This is a genomic window from Parabacteroides goldsteinii DSM 19448 = WAL 12034, assembly GCF_000969835.1.
GTDB lineage: Bacteria > Bacteroidota > Bacteroidia > Bacteroidales > Tannerellaceae > Parabacteroides > Parabacteroides goldsteinii.
The window spans coordinates 1,608,773-1,630,585 of the sequence record NZ_KQ033912.1 but is presented as its reverse complement, the minus strand read 5'-3'; the positions used below and the strand labels follow the sequence as shown (position 1 = coordinate 1,630,585).

General features: G+C 46.7%; 14 protein-coding genes. 11 read left to right on the top strand and 3 right to left on the bottom strand.

All coding sequences use genetic code 11. The features are described from left to right. Window positions 1-7 precede the first annotated feature (7 nt). From HMPREF1535_RS06160 to HMPREF1535_RS06140, 6 genes are all read left to right on the top strand, one after another. Window positions 8-1,897 (top strand): RagB/SusD family nutrient uptake outer membrane protein, encoded by a 1,890-nt coding sequence (locus HMPREF1535_RS06160; protein ID WP_010801502.1) that lies wholly within the window; start codon window positions 8-10, stop codon window positions 1,895-1,897. A gap of 97 nt (window positions 1,898-1,994) precedes the next feature. Beyond that, the gene (gene rpmH / locus HMPREF1535_RS25330) at window positions 1,995-2,147 is read left to right on the top strand and encodes a 50S ribosomal protein L34 (RefSeq protein WP_005633099.1); all 153 of its coding nucleotides are present in this window, start codon (window positions 1,995-1,997) and stop codon (window positions 2,145-2,147) included. A gap of 117 nt (window positions 2,148-2,264) precedes the next feature. Next, window positions 2,265-2,900 (top strand): PASTA domain-containing protein, encoded by a 636-nt coding sequence (locus tag HMPREF1535_RS06155; RefSeq protein ID WP_007655703.1) that lies wholly within the window; start codon window positions 2,265-2,267, stop codon window positions 2,898-2,900. 2 nt (window positions 2,901-2,902) lie between these two features. Beyond that, complete coding sequence (locus HMPREF1535_RS06150; protein ID WP_007655702.1) at window positions 2,903-3,976, top strand: RluA family pseudouridine synthase; 1,074 nt, start codon at window positions 2,903-2,905, stop codon at window positions 3,974-3,976. 2 nt (window positions 3,977-3,978) lie between these two features. After that, a complete protein-coding gene (locus HMPREF1535_RS06145; RefSeq protein ID WP_046145601.1) occupies window positions 3,979-4,986 on the top strand; it encodes a D-alanine--D-alanine ligase in 1,008 nt (335 codons plus the stop codon). A gap of 11 nt (window positions 4,987-4,997) precedes the next feature. Beyond that, a complete protein-coding gene (locus HMPREF1535_RS06140; protein WP_046145600.1) occupies window positions 4,998-6,158 on the top strand; it encodes a 1-acyl-sn-glycerol-3-phosphate acyltransferase in 1,161 nt (386 codons plus the stop codon). Window positions 6,159-6,427: 269 nt separating this feature from the next. On the opposite strand, the gene HMPREF1535_RS25745 is transcribed toward HMPREF1535_RS06140, so the two are convergent. Further along, complete coding sequence (locus HMPREF1535_RS25745) at window positions 6,428-6,580, bottom strand: hypothetical protein (protein ID WP_154670866.1); 153 nt, start codon at window positions 6,578-6,580, stop codon at window positions 6,428-6,430. Between the two features lie 268 nt (window positions 6,581-6,848). Beyond that, entirely contained in the window at window positions 6,849-10,808 is a 3,960-nt protein-coding gene (locus tag HMPREF1535_RS06135; RefSeq protein WP_010801506.1) for a hybrid sensor histidine kinase/response regulator, read from the bottom strand. Between the two features lie 225 nt (window positions 10,809-11,033). Here HMPREF1535_RS06135 and HMPREF1535_RS06130 point away from each other — a divergent pair, with 225 nt between their 5' ends. After that, on the top strand, window positions 11,034-12,269 hold the full coding sequence (locus tag HMPREF1535_RS06130; RefSeq protein WP_007655681.1) for an MFS transporter: 1,236 nt from the start codon (window positions 11,034-11,036) through the stop codon (window positions 12,267-12,269). Window positions 12,270-12,344: 75 nt separating this feature from the next. On the opposite strand, the gene HMPREF1535_RS06125 is transcribed toward HMPREF1535_RS06130, so the two are convergent. Further along, window positions 12,345-14,300 carry a tetratricopeptide repeat protein gene (locus HMPREF1535_RS06125; protein WP_148499101.1) on the bottom strand — a complete coding sequence of 652 codons (1,956 nt, stop codon included), beginning with the start codon at window positions 14,298-14,300 and terminating at the stop codon, window positions 12,345-12,347. Window positions 14,301-14,598: 298 nt separating this feature from the next. Here HMPREF1535_RS06125 and HMPREF1535_RS06120 point away from each other — a divergent pair, with 298 nt between their 5' ends. The 4 genes from HMPREF1535_RS06120 (at window position 14,599) to HMPREF1535_RS06105 (ending at window position 21,812) form a co-directional block, all read left to right on the top strand. Then, window positions 14,599-15,150, top strand: coding sequence for a helix-turn-helix transcriptional regulator (locus HMPREF1535_RS06120; protein ID WP_046145599.1), 552 nt, complete (start codon window positions 14,599-14,601; stop codon window positions 15,148-15,150). A gap of 234 nt (window positions 15,151-15,384) precedes the next feature. Further along, window positions 15,385-16,209 (top strand): DUF6261 family protein, encoded by an 825-nt coding sequence (locus HMPREF1535_RS06115; RefSeq protein ID WP_046145598.1) that lies wholly within the window; start codon window positions 15,385-15,387, stop codon window positions 16,207-16,209. Window positions 16,210-16,374: 165 nt separating this feature from the next. Then, complete coding sequence (locus HMPREF1535_RS06110) at window positions 16,375-17,325, top strand: Rpn family recombination-promoting nuclease/putative transposase (protein ID WP_046145597.1); 951 nt, start codon at window positions 16,375-16,377, stop codon at window positions 17,323-17,325. 278 nt (window positions 17,326-17,603) lie between these two features. Further along, on the top strand, window positions 17,604-21,812 hold the full coding sequence (locus tag HMPREF1535_RS06105) for a hypothetical protein (protein ID WP_046145596.1): 4,209 nt from the start codon (window positions 17,604-17,606) through the stop codon (window positions 21,810-21,812). Window position 21,813 lies beyond the last annotated feature (1 nt).

Sequence of the window (21,813 nt, the reverse complement as noted above, 5' to 3'; positions counted from 1 at the left end):
CAGGAAAATGAAAAAAATAATATATTCTTTGATGATTATGGCAGGATTGGCTGCCATGCCGGGGTGTAATGATGATTTCATGGAACATTCTCCGAAGGATTCATTGACCGAAGAAACTGTATTTTCAACCTACAGTACGTTCAAGACATATGCGTGGGGATTGTATAATGTATTTACGAATGGTAATATGTTGCGGCGTCCGGGGACGGGAGGTTCCTATGCCAGTGCCGTATCTTATCAGGGAGATATCAATGCGGGTTATCTGATGCGTCGGTTGGGTAGCGGGAACAGTTATGCTTTCCAGACGATAACGGATGCGGCTTCCGGCAACGGATGGAATTTCTCTTTTGTCCGTAATGCCAACCTAATGCTGGATAATATAGATAATTCTTCTATGAGTGATGTCGATAAGGAACATTGGCGCTCTGTCGGTTACTTTTTTCGTGCTTATTATTATATGGAACTGATCGCCCGTTTTGGCGATGTGCCTTGGGTAGAGCATATCCTGGGTGATAGTGATACCGAAGTGGCTTATGGTCCGCGTACTCCGCGTAAAGAAGTGGCGGACAAGGTTCTGGAAAACTTATTATACGCTGAACAACATATAAAACCGGAAGGCGACGGGGATAACACGATCAATGTGCATGTTGTACGTGCATTGATCTCCCGTTTTGCCTTATTTGAAGGAACCTGGCGGAAATATCATGAACTGGGCGATTATGAGAAATATTTTGATGCCTGTATCAAAGCATCCGAAAGTCTGATGGCTGCCTATCCGACGGTACACAGCAGTTTCGGGGAAATGCTGACCTCTGATCTGGCAGGTGTTCCGGGAGTGATCCTGTATCAGGAGTATGTTCCTAAGATTTTTACAAATTATGTGCTGACACATGTGGAACGGACTTCCACCCATAATGTGGAAATGCCCCAGCACATTGTCGACATGTATCTGTGTGAAGACGGAAAACCGATTTCTACCAGTAGCTCCTATGAATGGGGAAAAACGGATAAAACGATGTATTCAACATTTCGGCATCGTGATTACCGTTTGTTGGAGACAGTCGCACCACCCTATAAAGTTGTTCGTAAAAACAATAACAATTCTTGGGAATATACGGATAATCCGGCTGATAAAGAGTATATGGACTTGATGGGGATTACCACTTATACCGGATATGGAGGTGGAAACGGGGAAGCTGGCAAGCATAAGGTTTTTCCTCTGATGAACTGGTCGGCTTCTGTATTGGAAGGCATCCCTCATTTCTCGACTAATAATTGGGGGCAAGGTTTCATTGTAGCCCGTAGCGGTAATTATGTATACCGTTATTATAATGTATGGGATGATTCTCGTGAAAATCAGGGGACAACCGATGTCCCTTTATTTAAGATTGAAGAAGTCCTGCTGAACTATGCGGAAGCCAAATTCGAGAAGGGAGAGTTTAATCAGGGAGTAGCTGATGCAACCATTAATAAACTGCGGGTAAGGGCAAAGATTGCCAGTATGACGGTCAGCGAGATCAATGACAGCTTCGACCTGGCTCGGGACCCGTCGGTAGCTCCGGTTCTTTGGGAGATTCGTCGTGAACGGATGGTGGAACTGATGGGCGAAGGTTTTGGCTTTTACGACATACGGCGTTGGAAAAAAGCGGAATGGTTTGTAAACAAAGTACAGTACGGACAATGGGCGACTAAAGAGCAGATTGGTAACAGCGGGCAGTTTATTGATTTGAATACAGGTTTTGCCGATGCCTCCGGAAAAACAGAGGGATATGTATATATGTATAATGATCCGGTAAAAACAGGTAAAGGCTGGCTGGAGAAATACTATCTGTATCAGATTCCTACTAATGAAATTGCTCTGAATCCGAATTTGAAGCAGAATCCGGGCTGGAATTAGAAGAAAAAACTTTCAACTCTTTGTTTATTAAAAAAAAGCCTCTATCTTTGCAGCCCGAATTGATATGTAAGATAATAATAAATAAATATATAGAAAGATGAAAAGAACATTCCAACCTTCCAACAGAAAAAGAAAGAACAAGCATGGCTTCCGTTCTAGAATGGCTACTGCTAATGGCCGCAGAGTATTAGCATCTCGTCGTGCTAAAGGAAGAGCTAAATTAACTGTATCTGACGAATATAACGGATAATCCCCGTTAGAAGAAATTAGTATAAGAAAGTAGAGGTTTTTGCTAAAAAGCCTTTACTTTCTTTGTTTTAACGGCTTTGTTTTCTATTTTTGATCCCGCCTACAAAAACAAACAGAGATGAATAACTTTTTTGTTAAACTGATAAAGAATCCGTACGTCTTGAACCTGCTGCTGGCAGTGGTCGTGACGTGTGGCCTGATCTATGGTGCTTTGAAATGGCTGGATCATTATACACGGCATAATGAGGCTGTTGTAGTTCCGGATGTGAAGGGACTGAAGATAGAAGAAGCCGCTGAATTCTTCAAAAATAACAACCTGCGTTATAATGTGATCGACTCGGTATTCTCTAAAGACGTGGAACCGGGAGCCATCGTTGAGCTGTCTCCATTGGCCGGCTCGAAGGTGAAAGAAGGACGTATCGTTTTTATCACCGTGAATGCTTTGACCTCGCAGATGGCAACAATTCCGGAAGTGGAAGACCTGTCATTCCGCCAGGCGTATGCGCTTTTAAAAGCCCGCGGGTTTGAAAATGTGGAGATCGAGTATGTTCCGGGTGACTTCAAGGATCTGGCAGTTTCTGTCGATCTGCGTGGACGGGCGTTGGCAAAAGGTGAGCATGTTCCGCTTACGGCACCGCTGGTGCTGAAGGTGAGCAGCGGTGAAGCCGAGATGCATCCCGACTCTTTGTCGATCGACTCCCTGTCGACGATGCCTATCGAATCATTGGATAGTGAAGAAGAAAACTGGTTTTAGCTATGGATGAATTTTTCGACGAAATGGATGATGAACAGGTTGATGACCTGTTAGAACAGAACGAGGAGGATGCTCCCCGGCTGTATGAACATTTCCGCTTCGTTGCCGATCGCGGACAATCCTTGTTGCGGGTAGATAAATTTCTGGTAGACCGGATGATGGGGGCCACCCGTAACCGGATACAGTTGGCTGCCGATGCCGGTTGTATCATGGCAAACGGCAAGCCGGTAAAAAGCAATTACCGGGTGAAACCGGAGGATGTCGTGACTATTATGATGTCTCGTCCCCGTCGGGATTTAGCAATTATTCCTGAGAATATTCCTATAAAGATTATTTATGAAGACGATGATTTGCTGGTGGTTGATAAACCGGCAGGTCTGGTCGTGCATCCGGGCCATGGCAATTATACCGGTACGTTGGTAAATGCCTTGGCATGGTATTTAAAAGATGATCCTACTTACGATCCGAATGATCCGGCGTTAGGACTGGTTCACCGTATCGACAAAGATACTTCCGGACTACTGGTTGTTGCCAAGAAGCCGGAAGCAAAGGCGCATCTCAGTATGCAGTTTTTCAATAAGACGACTAAACGCGAATATCGTGCCCTGGTATGGGGCATCGTGAAAGACGACGAAGGCCGTATCGAAGGTAATATCGGACGCGACCCGCGCGATCGGATGCAGATGACGGTATTTCCCGAAGGAGATCAGGGAAAGACGGCCGTTACCCATTACTCCGTGTTGGAACGTCTGGGATATGTGACATTGGTGAAATGCCGCCTGGAGACGGGACGTACGCATCAGATCCGTGTGCATATGAAATATATCGGCCATACGCTTTTCAACGATGAACGTTATGGCGGAAATGAAATATTGAAAGGAACGACTTTTACAAGATATAAACAGTTCGTACAGAACTGCTTTGCTATCTGTCCCCGGCAGGCACTCCATGCCAAGACGTTGGGGTTTGTGCATCCTACTACCGGCGAGGAAATGTTTTTTGATTCCGAAATTCCGGCCGATATGACACAACTGATAGAAAAGTGGCGGGTATATGCAAATACTAAAGAGATATAAAAATGAAAAAGAACATTGCTATTGTAGCCGGAGGAGACTCCTCTGAAATTGTTGTTTCATTAAAAAGTGCAGAAGGAATCTACTCTTTTATTGATAAAGACAAATATAATTTATATATTGCCATCGTTAAGAAGGGCGAATGGGCGGTAAAACTTCCTGGAGGGGAACATACACCAATAGACAAAAATGATTTTAGTTTCCGTGAGAATGGCGAAGTAAAGCATTTCGACTTTGCTTACATCACTATTCACGGTACTCCGGGTGAAGACGGACGGTTGCAGGGATATTTCGATTTGATAGGCATGCCTTATTCTTCATGCAGTCAGTTGGTGAGCGCTCTGACCTTTAATAAATTTGTTTGTAATAATTATTTGCGTAGCTTTGGCGTCAGAGTCTCTGATTCCATCCGTTTGTTCAGAGGACAGACAGTTACGGACGAAGAGGCTGTGAGCCGTTTGGGATTGCCGATATTTGTGAAACCCAACGACGGGGGAAGCAGCTTCGGTGTTACAAAGGTGAAGGATGCTTCACAATTACAACCGGCTATAGCTAAGGCTTTTGCCGAAGGGAATGAGGTCATGTTGGAGAGTTTTATTTCCGGAACAGAAGTGACCTGCGGTTGTTATAAGGTAGGTTGTGGTTCGGGTGTGGCCCGGAAAGAAGTGATCTTCCCGCTTACCGAAGTAGTTACAAAGAATGAGTTCTTTGATTTTAACGCCAAGTACAACGGGGAGTCTGACGAGATCACTCCGGCCCGTATTTCTTCCGAACTGACGGAGAAGGTACAACGCGAAGCATCAAAGATTTACGATATACTGGGCGCCAAAGGGCTTATCCGGGTGGATTTTATTATTGAGGCAGACGGTGAACCGAAAATGCTCGAAGTAAATACAACACCGGGTATGACAGCTACCAGCTTTATTCCGCAGCAGGTTCGGGCTGCCGGATTGGATATCAAAGATGTCATGACTGACATTATTGAGAACGAACTGCAAAAGGTAGGTAAATAAAATTAAACGATATGGATACAGAAGTTTCCTATAATTTTGACGACATTCGTCCGCTGAACAACAACGAGGTGAAGGATGCAATCGAGGCATTGGTAACCAACGAAGATTTCGAGCGGGCCTTCCGGTACATCAAACCGGATGTAAACTGGAAAGAGTTTTCCGAAACAATGCGTTCTTTCAAGACGAAAGAAGATTTTAAATCGAAGCTGGCTTATGAGGCAGTGATGATGGTGGCTAACAAGACGACTTTCTCGCTGACGATCTCCGGACGAAGCCGTCTGCCGAAGGATAAAAAGCCTTGTACGTTTATTTCCAATCATCGGGATATTGTATTGGATGCTTCCTTCCTGAATGTCATGTTGTATGATGTAGGTTATGGTATGACACAGGTAGCCATCGGTGATAATCTGATGATCCGTCCCTGGATAGAAACTTTGGTTCGCCTGAACAACAGTTTTATCGTGAAACGTGGTGTTTCCGTACGTCAGATGCTGGATGTAAGCCGTACATTGTCTGCTTATATCCGTCATACGATCAACGATACGAAAGAATCGATCTGGATTGCACAGCGTGAAGGCCGTGCCAAGGATTCAAATGACCGTACACAGGGTAGCGTATTGAAAATGCTGAATATGAGCGGTGACAAGGATATCGTATCGAATATCATGGATTTGAATATCTTCCCGGTAGCTATTTCTTACGAGTATGATCCGTGTGACTTCCTGAAAGCAAAAGAGTTCCAGATGAAACGCGATGATCCCAATTATGTGAAAAGTCAGCGTGACGACCTCTTGAGTATGGAAACAGGTATCCTGAACAATAAGGGCCGCGTTCATTTTACATTGACACAGCCTATCAATGATCAGCTAGCTGCTTTGGATAAGGATATGGAAAAGAATGAACTGATCGCTACTATCGCAAACATCATAGACAAGGAAATCTATAAACATTACCGTTTCTATCCTTGTAATTACGTAGCATACGATATGTTGACAGGTACAAAGCGTTTCAGTAGTAACTACGGTTTAAGAGACAAAAAACACTTTGAAGAATATTTGCAGGGACAGTTGGATAAAATTGTATTGCCAAACAAGGATGAAGCCTTCCTGCGTACAAAAATTCTGGAAATGTATACCAACCCATTGAAGAATCACCTGGCAACTCAGGAATAAGATAGAAAGAAATCCATATAAAAATATGAATAGCAAAAGGTGTCCCGGAAAGGATGCCTTTTGTTGTTTATAAGCGAGTTCTGTTTAGGGAACCGTATCCTGTTTTTCTCTATAGGGTATGGTCGAATACCCTATATTCCGCCCCTCGCTACCTTATATCCAGTTGCATGGTGGGCTATAGGGTAAATGGTTGTAAATCAGCTAGTATTAAAAGATAGGGACAGAAAAGGACAAAAAGGACACCGCCACATTTTCAGAAAGTGAGTCCCTTATTTTTTACGAAGTTTAAGTTTGGCAATAAAGGCTCGAATATGAGGTAGCGCATATTTTTTGAAATAGAAAATAAAATCATTAATATCATTGGATGGTTGATAATGAATATATTCTATTTTTCTTATACTATTTTTTTCTACTTCAGCCATATGATTCACTTTTTCCAAAGATAAAAAAAAGAAATGAAAAGAACAAGTATAATAGTATAGAAATAGGGCGTTCCGATTAAATTAAAAGAAACGAATGTGACAGTGCAAGAACGAACCCTAAAATATGTGAAGCGTAGGGTATGCAGAGAGCCTTGCTTTCTGAAAATGTGGCGGTGTCCTTTTTGTCCTTTTCTGTCCTGTTTGCTTAATAGGTGTTGATTATCAATGATCTCATTTTCTTTTACCGTGCAACAGGGGGTATGTGTTTCTACCTGTTTTCTTTTGCATATTTTGACGGGCTAACTCCAAACTGTTTGATAAATGCAGACCAGAAATAAGATTGCGAACTGAATCCTACTGCATCCGATATCTCATATATCTTCATATTTCCCTGTAGCAATAGTTCGGCTGCTTTCTTTAAACGGCTGATTTTGATCAGTTCATTGGGAGTAAGATCTGATATGGCACGGATTTTACGGTACAGTGTCGGGCGGCTCAGGTGCATCAGGTCGGCGATCATGTTTACATCCAGGTCCGGATTACCAATATGTTCGTTGATAATCTCGTTCAATTTTTCAAGGAAACCTTCGTCTGCTTTGGTGTAAGCCATCGATTTCATGTTGGCGATCGGTGAGTTGAAATAGAACTTACGGATATTGTCCCGGTTTGATAACAGATTTGAAATTTGTGCCATCAGCAAGCTGGTGGAAAACGGTTTGTCTATATAAGCATCTGCTCCGAGTTCCAACCCTTCCAGGCGTGACTGCATGGTATTTTTTGCTGTTAATAAAATGATCGGGATATGGCTGAATTCAATATCCGCTTTTACGTGTTGGAGGAGGGCAAAGCCATCCATTACCGGCATCATGACATCGCTTATAATAAGTTGTACACTCTGTTTTTTCAACCAGTCCAATGCCTCGGAGCCATTACCGGCCACCAATACATTATAGTTCTCATTGACCTCGTCTGCGATGAAAGCACTCATTTCCTTATTGTCTTCAACGATCAGGACGGTCGGACGCCCCTCTTCGCAGGTATAAGTTATTTTAGGAAGGGATGTCTGTGGCTGAGATTCCTCGTCTGTTGTTTTTACTGCTCCGGTTTGTTTTACCGGCAGGGTGATACGGAACATTGTCTGGTTGTTTTGGAAGTCAACCAATTCAAGTATTCCATGATGCATTTCGGCTAGCGAGCGAGCTAATGGTAATCCCAGACCGGTCCCTGGCTTATCTTCATTCCCTTTGATACGGTAGAAAGGTTCGAATATTTTATCCCTCATATCGATAGGAACGGGAACCCCGTCGTTGATAAAGTCGATCATGAATGTTTCGTAATCGGAAGATAGATGCAAGCGCACCACGATGCTCTTGGCTGCATACTTAACGGCATTCGAAAACAGGTTGCTCATTATCTTGGTGAGAGCTTCGCGGTCAACAAAAACATATAGCTCCTGTACAGACAGATCCAGATTTAACAGGAGATTATTCTCCGTGGCTATATCCTGAAAGCGTTTGGCGGTCTCGGAAAGGAGTGAAACGACTTCCGTGCGGACAAAGTTTAGACGATAACCTTCGATCTCTGTTTTCCGGAAATCTAGCAACTGGTTGACGAGTGATAACAGGCGGGATACATTTTTATCCATTAGTATCAGTGAGTTATTCTCTTTTTCTCCGATCTTGTCCGATTTCAGCAGGCGTTCCAGCGGATTCTTGATCAGCGTGAGTGGCGTGCGGATCTCATGTGCGATGTTGATAAAGAAGTCTATCTTTGCCTGGTAAAGTTCTTTTTCTTTCTTGCTTTCAAATATCTGCATGTTGTATGCCATATTCCTTCTTTCTTTCTTTTGCCAGGAAAAGATCAGGTAAATAATCATTACAAGGAAGAAGAAAGCATAAATTACATAGGCTGTAGTGGATGTCCACCAGGGAGGGAGTACCGTGATATGCAGTCGGGTAATATCATCCCCCCAGCTATTGGCAAGATTGGCTGCTTTTACTTCAAATGTATAGCTGCCCGGATGCAGATCGGTGAAGTAAACGATGTTACGTTCTCCGAGTGAAATCCAATCCCTGTCGAGGTTAACCATCCGGTAAGCGTATTGCACTGAACCGGGAGCAATGAAGTTGAGAGCTGAGAAATTGATATTGAAAGACGATTCTTTATGATTCAGTGTAATGCTTTTGACTTCCGATACGGCTGAACTGTTGATAACTTTTCTTCCGTCTGCTCCGTTCTGTATATCCAGGGAACTGATATGTACGTCCATCTTTTCGTCTGCCGGACGTACATCCGTCGGTCTGAAGTGTATAAATCCTTTCACTGTACCAAAATAAAGGGTACCGTCTTCATCTTTGAAAGCTGAGTTATAATTGAACTGCCGGGTAACGAGGCCGTGTGCTTCCGTGTAGGTAGTGATTTCTTCGGTCTGTGTGTTAAGGCGAACCAATCCGTTTGCGGTACTGATCCAGATATGATTATTATCATCGGGGAGAATACGGAAAGCAACGTTACTCGGCATACCGTTTTTCACCGTATAATGTAATGATTCGCCGGTTTGAAAGTCATATTTGATCACTCCTTCCACCGTGGCAAACCACATATTGCCGGATTTGTCTTCACAGGCATCGTTTACTGAATTGTGGCGCTGGGTGTTCAGTTTATCATATTGGAGATACATACCGCTATTGCTGATCGTATTGAAATAATAGCTCCGGTTGAACATGCCGAGCCATATCTTTCCGACCCGGTCCTCATACAGGCAGTTGACGGCGAATGGCGGGAATTGGGTAGCATAGACAAAGCGATCGTTCAGGTAATCGTAACGGAAAATGCCGTCTTCCGTTCCGACCAGTACTTCTCCCTCACGCAGGACCTTGATACATTTGACGGTACTGTTCTTTACCGTTTGTGCATCTTTCAGCAGGTCGTAGTGTTTGATTACTTTCCGGGTCCGTATATCCATCAGGTCGATGCCGTGTATCACATGGCCTATCCACAGGTTATCCCCGGAGGCCGCCAATCCCCGGATATTGGTGTGTGAAAGACTTTTCATGCCGGGGACAGGCTGGTAGTTGGTGAAAGTCCCGGTTTTCTTTTCCAGGCAATTGATGCCGGCGTCTTCTGTCCCTACCCAGATATTCCCGTAGATGTCTGTACAAATGTCGCGTATTACTTCTCCTTTCAGCGAATGCGTTTCGTTCCAGGGATAATATACGTTGAAAGGACGGAAGGGAGAGTAGTAGTTCACTCCGTTCTGGTGGAAGCATATCCAGACTCCGTCTTCGCGGTCTTTAAACAAGGCTGAGACAAAATGGCTGGATAGTGCATAGGGGTCTAACGGGTCCTGCCTGATACGTTTGCAGGTTCCGAGGTCCAGGTCATAGATGAACAGGCCCGAGTCGGTTCCGATCCAGAGTTCTTTCTGGTTTTTTTCGAGGAAACAGTTGATCAGGATAGTCAATTGATTTTTTTCCTGGATATTCAGGTCCTGATAGGTTTTTGAAAGAACATTGAATATTTTCACGTCATCATGCTCAAATGCCACATAGATGTTGGCAGAAGAAGGAGAGGGGGATAGCATGGATAACTTCCGGGAGGTAGTGGCAGGTGAATGGGCAAACAGGTTGTGCGATTCCAGACTGCCGTCTTCCGGGTTCAACAGAGAGATAAAGCCTTCCGAATCACCCAGCCAAAGGGAATTGTCTGCCATGATACAAAAGGAGGTATAGGTCTGTCCGTTATTACCGGCAAAGATATGAAACTGTCCGTCGGATACATTATATTGTATCAGTGTTCCGTCCATGAGCAACCACAGCTGATTGTTTTTATCAAACCGGAATAGGTCGATCCCTTTGTTTTTTGTGAAAGGAACATGCAGAAATGATTCTTTGGCCTCATTGTACTGGTATAGCCCGGAAAGGGTACCCACCCATAAATTCCCGTCACGGTCGCAGTCCAGATGTGTGATCCAGTTGTTGCCGAGCGATTCCGGAACGTCCGGGTCATTCCGGAATACTTTAAATGTATAGCCGTCAAAACGGTTCAGTCCGTCACGAGTCCCGATCCATATATAGCCGCTTTTATCCTGCACGCAACAGGTCACCATATTATCGCTTAACCCGTTTTCCACCTGGTAATGGCGGAAGAGATAGTTGCTTTCTTCTGCAAAAAGCCAGCAGGAACAAGACAGGAAAAGTATAGATAAGATCAACTTCAGATAGCTCATATATAAGTTTGTTGTTTGACACTGCAAGATATGCAAAATTGTATTACCAGTTTTCATTTATTGTATCACGGATTTCAAAAATCGTATCATACCGGGTGAGAATAGCACAGAATGAGATGATTAGAGGAATTAATGCAACCGGAACAAACATACTTTTCTTTTGATAGGGAGTACTTTTGAGCAACGATTGGAAAACACAACAAGAAACCTTTTTATATTACTATCATGAGTACACTACATTTTAATACAGGAATAGGAACAAAGATTCAACTTTGTCTGATGATGTTTTTGCAGTACATGCTGAGTGCTGTCTGGTGGGTGCCGCTGGCGGCTTATTTGTCTCACACGCTCAAGCTGGAAGTGTATCAGGTTTCTTTAGTATTAAGTGCAATGGCTATCGGTGCAATGGCCTCTTCGTTTATCGGAGCAATTGCCGACCGCTATTTTGCCGCAGAGAAGATTTTGGCAGTTTTGAATATTTTAACGGGAGTTTTCCTGCTGCTGGCTGCTCAGCAGCAGGATTTTCCTCCTCTCATGTTCTTTGTTGTAATGGCAATGCTTTGTCACATGCCGACACAGAGTCTGACAAGTACGATTGCGATGAGCCACGCTCCTTCCGAGCAGTTCCCGCGTATACGTATGTTCGGTTCGGTCGGATGGGTAGCTTCGGGGATTTTCAGTCTGGTAGCTATCCATTTGTTAGGGATGGAAGCGTTCGATGATACGAACCTGCCGATGTATTGCGGAGCGGGTGTCTGTTTCATTGCTGCTTTTGCCAACCTGACACTTCCGCATACTCCTCCGTCGGTGGCAAAGAGCACAAAGATATCGGTGATGGATATTACAGGATTCTCCGCTTTTTCTTTGATGAAAGATAAGAATTACCGTGTGTTTATGATTCTTACATTCTTGTCGATCATCCCGTTTACGCTTTACCATGTATACGGTTCCATGATTCTGGCGGACGAACAGGTACGAAATATCACAGTGACGATGAACTTCGGGCAATTGGCAGAGATGTTTTTCCTGATAATTACCACGACTATTCTGGTAAAATCGGGTATTAAGAATACATTGATATTTGGTATGGCTGCTATGCTGGTTCGTTACGGGGCCTTTTTCTTTGGGGCGGAAACAGGGCAGCAATGGTTCTATTATATCGGTATCATTGTGCACGGTTTGATTTTCGGATTATTCTATGTCGGCGGACAGGTATATACCGATAATGTGGCACCGAAAGAGATGAAGGCACAGGCGCAGGGATTACTTTTCTTCCTGGTCTGGGGGATCGGTTTCCTGATAGGAACTTTGTGGAACGGATGGTTGATCGGTCAGTTCCGTGACGGCGACAAATGTGACTGGCCGGTATTGTTCCTGATCTCTTCGGCTTGCACGGCGGTATTGCTGTTTTTATTCATATTCCTGTTTAAGCCGGTAAGCCTTAAAACTGTCGATAAATAATACGCATTTAATTCTCAAGACTATATATATTTCACGCCAAACAAGAAAAAGGGGATGACAAAGGTCATCCCTTTTTTAGTTTACTTGCAGGTAGTTATCCAGCGAATCTTCCTTTTGTAATCCGAATTTTTTTCGTATCCGGCTCCGTGCCGTGTTGACACTGGCGCGCGAAATACCTAAGGCCAAAGCTATTTCATCCGTATTTTGTTTCAGGTAAATGAGCATGCAAAATAATTCGTCCGACTTGGTCAGTTCCGGACAGCGGCTCCGCAGTCCGGGCAGATAGCGCGGATAAAGGGCGGCGAACGATTGGCGGAAACGCTTTTCGTCCTCGCCGCTCAACAAGGTCGGGTCGAGTTGCCGACGCACATTGTCGATGATTTCGTTGTGCGAAACCTGTTCCAGTTCACGACTTAACGTTTCATTACGCCGGTTCAGTTCCTGCTGTGAAGTCAGTAACTCGTTCAGTTGGCGGCGGTGTTCTTCCTGTTCTTTGAGATGGCGACGACGGCGACGGATCAGGTAAACGACTCCGGCAGCCAGTAAACAGCCCGACAACCCCAGGATAATCCGGGTATAGACGAGCGATTGCTCTTTCAGTGCCACCTCGGCAGTCAACGCACGGTTTTCCTGTTCCTTTCGTTCCGTTTCATAACGGATATTGGCGGCGATGGCATACCGCTGCTTTTCTTTTTTCTGTAAAGAATCATGTATGGCGGTATAGACCGGGTAAATCTCGCCTATCCGGCTGTACATCTTATGTTCCGCATATCTTTTTAGCAAGATATTCCCGCACCAGTCGATCATTTCTGGGAAATCCTGTTCCAGATAATAGTCCATAGTCTCTTCCATCAGCGGAAAACCTTCCTGCAACTGTCCCGTTTTGACCAGAGCGTTCCCTAAAGAAAAACGGAAAGTCGGGTAGTGATAGCTCATGACGTCGTTTTGCGAAACGGCGCATAATTCCCGGAAACCTTTCACTACCAGTGCCACCGAGTCCGGGTAAAATTCGTCGTAGAAGCTGTAAAGCAAGTTCTTTGCCGCTGCGATCTCCGCCTGGTGCTGATGCGCTTCACCCAGCCTGAGCGCCTTTAGAATATAAAACTGTGCCGAATCTTTCTGTTCGGGTTTCCAGAACATGCCTGCTTTCATGCGGTAGAGGTCGCTCAGCACCACGCTGTCGAGCGCAAGGGAGTAGGCGATGGCCTGCGAAATGTTTTCCAGTGCCTTATCCTGTTGCTCCATCGTGTCGTACAGGTTAGCCAGGTCGGTAAAGTTATAGACGAACCCATCGTTTAGTTGGTCGGGGTGGGCCAGGCACCAGTCGCGGGCCTCCTGCAAATAACCGATGGCCTGTTCATACAGGCCCCTGCGACGGTAATAATTGCCTAATGTACTTAAAAGATCGGCCGGGTCATCGGCTTCTCCGCCGACATGGTAAGCGTCGACGGCCCGTTTCTGAAAAAGAATCTCCCTTTCCGGTTGTTCGCTGTAATGATAGCAGGCGTTGGCAACCAGGTGGCAGGCATAGATTTCCTGTGCCGGGTCGGGCGAGGGAGGAAGGGCGGCAAAGCGTTCGATCAACTTGCGCGTCCCTTCCGGGTCGTTGCCGTAATTGTGGAAGGCGGTGCAGACGGCCAGCAGGTCGTAATGGGCAGGCCCGTCGAAATAAAGGTGGTCTGCCTCCAGCAAACTATCCGTCAGCAGGCTGTTTCCGGCCGCTTGTTTGTTTTGGGTACTACTTTTCAGGTAGAAGTTGAGCAGGCGGCGTGTCTCCTTCAATACCGAGTCGCTGTTGCCCGTCGGGTATTGCGGAAAAGCCCGGAGCAGCTGCCTGCTGCATGTGATAACCGAATCGCAGTTTTTCTGCCGGAGCAGTTTTTCGTTCCGGTCATTATATTCCTTAAGCGTCGTTTCAGTATTTGTAGCCAGCCGTGCTTCGAGCGGTTGTAAAGGGTCGACGGGATGCTGTCGGCAACCGGCCAGCAGAAAAAGAAGAAAAAAAATGGAGGAAAACAGATAATTGCTCATATCTTGGTTGATATTTAAGGTTGGGGACAAAAATAGTGTATTTATCCGGTTTTACCCCTTGTTTTTGTAGGAAATCTATTAAACCGTCTATTGGTTATCCGAGGTGGTTCATGAGCCAGTATATACCTTTACAGCGTCCGAAGACAAGGCCGTGAGCTATTTGTTCAGTAACGTGTGATGAACAGAAATGTGAAAAAAAACGTTGTTGTTCAGTCGTTGTTCAGCAAATTGTTCAGACTGTGAGAGTGAGCGGACGCAAAGTATTGTTTTACTTTGGGTGCAAATAAAAAGAGCTGATATGAAGAAGAAAAGAACACAGGCATTCCTGATTCCGATCCTTTTATCGCTACCCTTGTTGCAGATGGTAGCGGTGATGATCGTGGGCGAGGTATATCTCCGCTGGACGGTGGTAATTCTCTCGGTTCTTTTTTATCTTCTGCTGGCAACAAATTGCATTTTCTGGTATCATTTGAACCGGAAGATCGATGTGTATCACCAATGCGTTAACCGTAAATTGGAATCTCTTTCTATAGCCGCTTCGCCTACGCCCGACACAGAGCCTGAAGACGGTGCAATGCCCGACAAAGCAGAAATAGGAAACGACCGGCTGTGTGAAACTTTCCGGGCTAATCATCCGGAGTTCCTGGCGCGCCTGCATGCCCATTGTCCAGCATTGACCCGGTCGGACGAATTTCTATGTATGCTTATTAAAATGAAAATAAACAATAAAGAGGCGATGAAACGACTATCTATTTCGCAAGGCAGCCTTCACACTACCCGCTACCGGCTTAAGCTCAAACTGGCTGTTCCTCGGGAAGAGGAGCTCAACGAATGGATACAGCGGCTGTAGGTCGGCGGAGTTATCGCTGCGACTGTCGCGGAGTCTCCGCCAGTAGGAAAAAGGAATACAACGACCGTAGCGAAGCCTCTGCCGGTCGGCAAAACGGTTGCTGAGGTCGTAGCGATACCTCCGTTGGCGGGCGGAACGGCCCCGACAACCGTAGCGACGGTTTCTCCGGCCGACGGAGCTTTTAAAATAGAAAAAACGAAATAATTTCTAGTATCAATATTAAAACAGACGATTATGCCATTAGCAAAACAAATCGGCACGATTAACAAAACGAAGTTGAGCAACGCGGCCCACAAGAACATGAATACGGAGATATACGACCGTATCCTGGTCGTTACGATTGCCGCGCTGCATCTCGAGTCGCTGGCTCCCGGTTACAAGGAATGTATCGACCGTGAAGGCGAATGCGTCAACCGCATCACCAAAAGCGCGACAACTGACCAGTTGGTAACCAAAGACGGTGAACGCGACAAGACGATCCAGTTCATATTCTCTATGAACGGCTCCTATCTGGTCTGCCCCGATCCTGCCTTCCAGTCGGCAGCCCGTACGGTCGACGCCGTGCTCCGTGCCTACGACAAGCTGTACAGCAAGGCCTATGCCGAAGAAACCGCCCTGATCGACGGACTGCTGGCCGACCTGGCTAAACCTGAAGTGGCAACGGCGCTGCAGACCCTTCATCTCGAAACGTATGTCACCCAGTTGAAAACCCAGAACGGCGAGTACAAGACGCTCGACGCTTCCCGCACCGACGAATACACCGCCCGCGTGAAGACCGACACCTCGAAGGCCCGCAAGGCGACCGACGAGACGCTCGACCTGGTCGTCCAGCGCGTCAACGCCTATGCCGTATTGGAACCGACCGACGTGATCAACGGCTTTATTGACACGGTGAACCAGATCTTCCGCAAATACAAAGACTTGATCGCTGCTAAAGGTGGCCCTTCTACACCGACCCAGCCCGACGATAAACCCTATCCGACCCCTGACCCGGTGCCTGACCCGACCCCCGATCCCGATCCGTCTCCCGGTGGAGGCGATCGTCCGGAGATCGAATAATACAGCGGTAGCCGGTGCAATATCTTAACAGCCTTTGCACTGGCCACCCGGAGAGTTCTTTGACATGATGGAAGATGATGGAGGAAAATAATGAGGAAAAAGAGGTGGCCGGTTTCATTTTCTTGTATATCTTTGTGAACTACATAATACATAAAACACTTAATTATGAAAAATTTAGATCCGAAAGTCATGGCAGAGAATGAAAGAAAAGAGTTACAGGACCGGTATATCCGCTTCGATTGGGCCATCAAACGTTTGTTGCGTCAGAAGGCCAACTTCGATGTGCTCAACGGTTTCCTGACCGTTATGCTGCGTGAAGAAGTTCGTATCCTCGAAATTCTCGAAAGCGAAAGCAACCAGGAAAGTGCCGACGACAAATTCAACCGTGTCGATATCAAAGCCCTGAACAGCAAAGGTGAGATTATCATCGTCGAAATTCAGAATACGCGCGAAGTGCATTACCTCGAACGCATCCTTTACGGCGTAACCAAAGCCATCACCGAGCATATCTCGCTGGGCGAAGGCTATCAGAAAGTAAAGAAGGTCTACTCGATCAGTATCCTCTATTTCGATCTGGGCGTGGGGACGGACTATTTCTACCACGGACAGAATCATTTCACAGGTGTGCATACCGGCGATCGTTTGCGAATCAACATGCGCGACCGGGATGCCGTCATAACCCGCCTGCCTGCCGAGATTTTCCCCGAGTACATCCTGATCCGTGTAAACGAGTTCGACAAAGTGGCCACAACCCCTCTGGACGAATGGATCGCCTACCTGAAAGACGGCACGATCCGTCCCGACACGACTGCTCCCGGTCTTCGTGAAGCCCGCGAGAAACTGAAGTATTACTCCATGTCCTTGCAGGAGCGTCAAGCGTACGACGAACATCTGAATGTGATCATGATCCAGAACGACGTGCTCGACACCGCCAAATGGGAGGGCCGTATCGAAGGCCTGGCCGAAGGCAAAGCAGAGGGCCTGGCTGAAGGAGAGGCCAAAGGAAAAGCCAAAGCTCTGCGTCAGACAGCAATTAATATGAAACGTATGGGTATCGCGGCTACCGGCATTGCAGAATGTACAGGTTTGTCGGTCGAAGAAATAGAGTCGTTATAGAAAGTTTTGAACCTACTTTTGGCTTGATCCAAAAGTAGTCAAAAGATCAAGGCTTAACCGGCTTCACAGACGACAGCGAACGAAGGATGTTGAGTAGCGAGACAGATGCAGCCTTGAACTTTTGGTTACTTTTCTTTCAAGAGAAAAGTAACATTCAAATCTGCCAAAAACCGAATCCTTGCAATCTTCATTGCAACATTGCCTTATTATTAATAATTCTCCCATCATCTTCCATCTTTTATATATAACATTAATCATTTAAATAGACATATTTACTTATGAACAACTTTTTATATGTAAAAAGAAACCACCGTGCAGCGAGCCGGAGGGGCGCTGCACGGATAATCAGTATCATGATACTGGCTTTTTTATGGCCGAAGGGGGGAGGGGCGCAAGAGATAAAAGACCTGGATGTGAGCAGTATCAGTGGCAAACTAACCCTGACCTATAAACAGAAATCTGGCAGTTCGACCGATTACGCTTGGTTTTGCAAGATCGGGACTGATGGTACCGAGAACGAGTTCTCCGGTACGCTGACGGGCACGAACAATGACTGGAAGCATGGGTCGATCGATATCAAAAGCGAGAAAAAGATAGAGGATCCTAATAATAATAAGCTTGACAGCTACCCGATCCTAAAACTGGATGGGCTAAACCTGACCTACAATGCCAACGACTCATTGCTTTATATGGTACAGAACGGTAATCCGCTCTGTATCCAAGCGACAGGCAGCTCTGCCAGTACCTTGAAATGCCAAGGAGTAGTAATCAACAACTACGTTGGGTGCGACCTGCTTCTGGATGGTGGAGCTGCTGGATTGAATATCCTTTCCCAAGGATATTCAAATGGAATATATTTGTACACTACTGGTCATTCAGTAGACCTTATCCTCAAAGGCAAAATAAATATCGTAGCGGATAACAAATATGGCGTGTCGATAGGGAATAGCGCTTCTTTATCTGCGGCCAAAGATGCGAAAATAACGGCTTCTGGAGGATTAAAAGCAATTCTTGACAATAATGTGCATTCCCCCTTCCTCGAATGGAGGTTTGAAGCCTCCCTAGGGAGCGGCAAGACGCTGGAAATAAAAGATGCCAACGGCGACTCGCTTGATCCCGCTATCCAATTCACCACCGACGACAAAAATAAGCATTTCGCTATCAACGTCGCGAAGAACACCGGCTACACCGTTTGGCTGGGCGATGAACAACTTATGGATGAGAACAGAAGAACCGTCTTTACGACGACGGAGAATGGAGTATCCTCCTTCTCGAAAATGCAAACTCTTCCTACCGACTGGGTCGGATACGCTGAGACAGCCGATGTCGGCCCGGATGGCGTCGATGTCTCCGTCTCCGTGAACAACTACACCGTCAAGACCCCCCGCGGCCTCGCGTGGATCGCTTGGGTAACGAATAAAGGGAAGACAACCGCCAATACCAAAGAGGCATATAGCAATTACTATCCCTCCAATGCGGGCTTCAAAGAGTGTACGGTTACGCTTGCCAATGATATCTCGTTGGCTACGCCTAAAGGCGTCACTGCTGGTTTCGTGAATAATTGGGTACCGATAGGGACTTATAGCTACCTTTCATACACCGACTACACTAAATGCTTTCAAGGCACCTTCGATGGTAACGGCAAGACCATTACCGGAATGACGATATCCTCGTCCTCGGTAGAATATATCGGCCTTTTCGGTTATCTGTATGGAGCGACCGTGCGGAATCTGACGATGGCCGATGAAGAAGGCGCCAACAATATTCAATTGGCTAGTATTACAGGCGGTGCCAATACTTACCCGCTGGGTAGCATCGCGGGGCGTGTGGAGAATGGAAAAATCATCAATTGCCATAACCGATGCGCGGTCAGTTTCTCTGTATCAGACAAGAGTGGGGATGTCGGTGGAATTGCCGGTTCAATAATAAACTCGGTGGTTAGCGCTTGTTCAAACAGAGGTACTATCACCATTATACAAGGACTGAATAATTATGCTGGTGGAATCGTAGGAACAAGTCTCAACTCCTCTATTGTTTCCTGCTTCAACACGGGTAATATGGATGTTAACGCCAGTGGTGGTTCCGCCTATGCGGGCGGTGTCGTAGGCGAAAGTGATACTAATGGTAGTAGCAGTAATCCAAGTCATCTATCGCACTGCTATTCAATAGGGAATATGACCGCAAATGCAACCCAGTCATCAAGTGTTTCCGGCGGCATTATCGGAGTTGCTCAATATGTGGTTATTGAATCTTGTTTTGCCACAGGCTCTGTTTCTGCTGAACCGTCAAGCAGCGACGCAGCTTATGCAGGCGGTATTATCGGGTGGATTTGGAGCGGTAGTAGCGTTACTGTAAAGGATTGCCTCGCCTTAAATACCGACGGCGTGAAAGCTACCGGAAACACCTCTGGTAAACATGCCGGTCGTATTGTCGGAAAGAATAGTAATAGCAGTAATGATAATGATACCTTTTCCAACAACTACGCCAGCACCAAGATTCAGCTGACGGTAGGAGATAACACCTTCGCCCCAACCGCCGACATCGCCGCCGATGCGATAAACGGCGCCGATACCTATCTCGATGAGGTCGCCACCGATATCGCTTCTTGGGCAGGTACTGAAAATACAAAAGCCTTCACCGCCATCGACACCGAAACGAACGGCCTGCTTCCACGACTGAAAGCCATCGCCAGCTATGGTGCCGACGGACTGCCGATAACTTACGGGGAAGCCATCGCCGGTCAGCCTGCCGACAACTTGAAGTCCGCCGACTATCTAGCTATGCCTGGCCCGCTGCCTTTGCCTGCCGACAACACAGAAACCATCACCCTCACTTATTCCGATGGCAAATGGAGTTCTAAACAAGGAGACAACGGAACATCGACCCGTTTCAACGGCACGGTCAAAATGGTCGATGGCGCATCTCCGTCCACCAACAAACTCGTCATCGCCACCGTCACCGGCAATCCGACGCTGACTTTCGATAAAGTGGTAATCAAACCGACCGACGGTGCTGCCCTAACTATCAACGACGGTTGCGCCCTGACCATCAACACAGCGGATAAAAGCACTTCCACTCTCAGCTCATCCGTAGCCTCTACCCTGATGAATAAAGGTTCCTTGACGCTGACGGGCAAAGGCCTGTATATCGGGAATACCGGAGATAATAACGAATATTACGGCCTCGATAACTCCGGTACCTTCACCGTGACTGATCCGTCATCGACCTCCGTTACCTTCTATTGTGCCAACACCGCCATCCATAACACCGGAACCCTTGCCAACGCCTGGATGGAATGGCGGTTCTCGAACGCATTGGAAAGCTACGAGGACATAGCCTTTGCCGCCACCGATGCTGCCGACCAATCTCCATCTTCCCTGTCGCACAATGGTAAAACCTTTGCCACGACTGTTACAGCCGGCAAAACGTATCGGCTTTGGAAGGTAACGAATGCTGGTGGTGAAGTCCGTACTTCTCAGAAAGGACTGGATGGTAATGGAACGCCGGTCAAGCTCTTCTCCGCGATAGCCAATGCCGTGAGCGTCTATACTGAGGTAGAAGACCTGAAAACAATCACGATTTCCGATACCAAGGATTTCTCGGATGCCAATTGCGCCGCCCAGGACGTCGTTGTTAAATCGAATGGCGTACTTACCGTCGATGCCGACAATGCTTTTGTCTTCAGTCTGACGCTGGAGGAAGGCGCACAGGTCGTAACGACAAATCCATTGAAAGTGTCCGAAACTTTCTCGACCACCCGTACGCTCGGTAACAAATGGACAACCTTCGGCAGCCCTGTCACCCTGACGGCCTCCGTGGGGGATGCCGAGGGTCAACGCCTTTATGCCGCCACCGGCTACACCGGTAAGGATGCCTCCGCCCAAGGTTGGACGAACATATCCGATGCTGCTAACGGAACGAAAAAGGTTAATATTGCCGCCGATAATCCCTATCTGCTTGCTGCCGAGGAGAATTCGACTACGGTAACCTTCGCCGCCACCGCTTCTGCCGACCAGGCGATCGAGATACCGGCGACCATTCCGGTTACTTTAGGTGATGCCTTGGAGGATGGCACGTTCGTTTTCCAAACGAACCCGAACCTGGCGAACCTGACGCTTTCCAATATCTACGTGTTGAATGCCGACGGTAAACGTTTTGAACTGAAAGAAGGCGAGTACACCGTGAAGCCGTTCGAGGCCTTTATCGTCGCCAATGCCGTCACCCGTGCCCGGGTAGCCAGCCTGAAAATAGGAGAGGGCATTGCTACGGGTATCGAACAGCCGCTTGCCGCCGTCACCGCCCGTGTCTGGGGAACTCGTGGCTCGTTGCATGTTTATTCCGGAGAGGCCGCTGCGCTTACCGTGGTCCGCTCTGACGGACGTGTCGTCTACGCTGCCTCTATCGCTCCAGGCGATACCCGCCTGGACTTGCCTTCCGGTATTTACATGATCCGAATTAATAACATCACTTATAAAATAGCGCTTTGAT

Bases quoted from the DNA above. Each gene is read 5' to 3' on its own strand.
- HMPREF1535_RS06145 (WP_046145601.1), top strand. From the start codon at position 3,979: ATGAAAAAGAACATTGCTATTGTAGCCGGAGGAGACTCCTCTGAAATT.
- HMPREF1535_RS06125 (WP_148499101.1), bottom strand. From the start codon at position 14,300: ATGAGCAATTATCTGTTTTCCTCCATTTTTTTTCTTCTTTTTCTGCTG.
- HMPREF1535_RS06140 (WP_046145600.1), top strand. From the start codon at position 4,998: ATGGATACAGAAGTTTCCTATAATTTTGACGACATTCGTCCGCTGAAC.
- HMPREF1535_RS06120 (WP_046145599.1), top strand. From the start codon at position 14,599: ATGAAGAAGAAAAGAACACAGGCATTCCTGATTCCGATCCTTTTATCG.
- HMPREF1535_RS06115 (WP_046145598.1), top strand. From the start codon at position 15,385: ATGCCATTAGCAAAACAAATCGGCACGATTAACAAAACGAAGTTGAGC.
- HMPREF1535_RS06160 (WP_010801502.1), top strand. From the start codon at position 8: ATGAAAAAAATAATATATTCTTTGATGATTATGGCAGGATTGGCTGCC.
- rpmH (WP_005633099.1), top strand. From the start codon at position 1,995: ATGAAAAGAACATTCCAACCTTCCAACAGAAAAAGAAAGAACAAGCAT.
- HMPREF1535_RS06130 (WP_007655681.1), top strand. From the start codon at position 11,034: ATGAGTACACTACATTTTAATACAGGAATAGGAACAAAGATTCAACTT.
- HMPREF1535_RS06105 (WP_046145596.1), top strand. From the start codon at position 17,604: ATGAACAACTTTTTATATGTAAAAAGAAACCACCGTGCAGCGAGCCGG.
- HMPREF1535_RS06110 (WP_046145597.1), top strand. From the start codon at position 16,375: ATGAAAAATTTAGATCCGAAAGTCATGGCAGAGAATGAAAGAAAAGAG.
- HMPREF1535_RS25745 (WP_154670866.1), bottom strand. From the start codon at position 6,580: ATGGCTGAAGTAGAAAAAAATAGTATAAGAAAAATAGAATATATTCAT.
- HMPREF1535_RS06150 (WP_007655702.1), top strand. From the start codon at position 2,903: ATGGATGAATTTTTCGACGAAATGGATGATGAACAGGTTGATGACCTG.
- HMPREF1535_RS06135 (WP_010801506.1), bottom strand. From the start codon at position 10,808: ATGAGCTATCTGAAGTTGATCTTATCTATACTTTTCCTGTCTTGTTCC.
- HMPREF1535_RS06155 (WP_007655703.1), top strand. From the start codon at position 2,265: ATGAATAACTTTTTTGTTAAACTGATAAAGAATCCGTACGTCTTGAAC.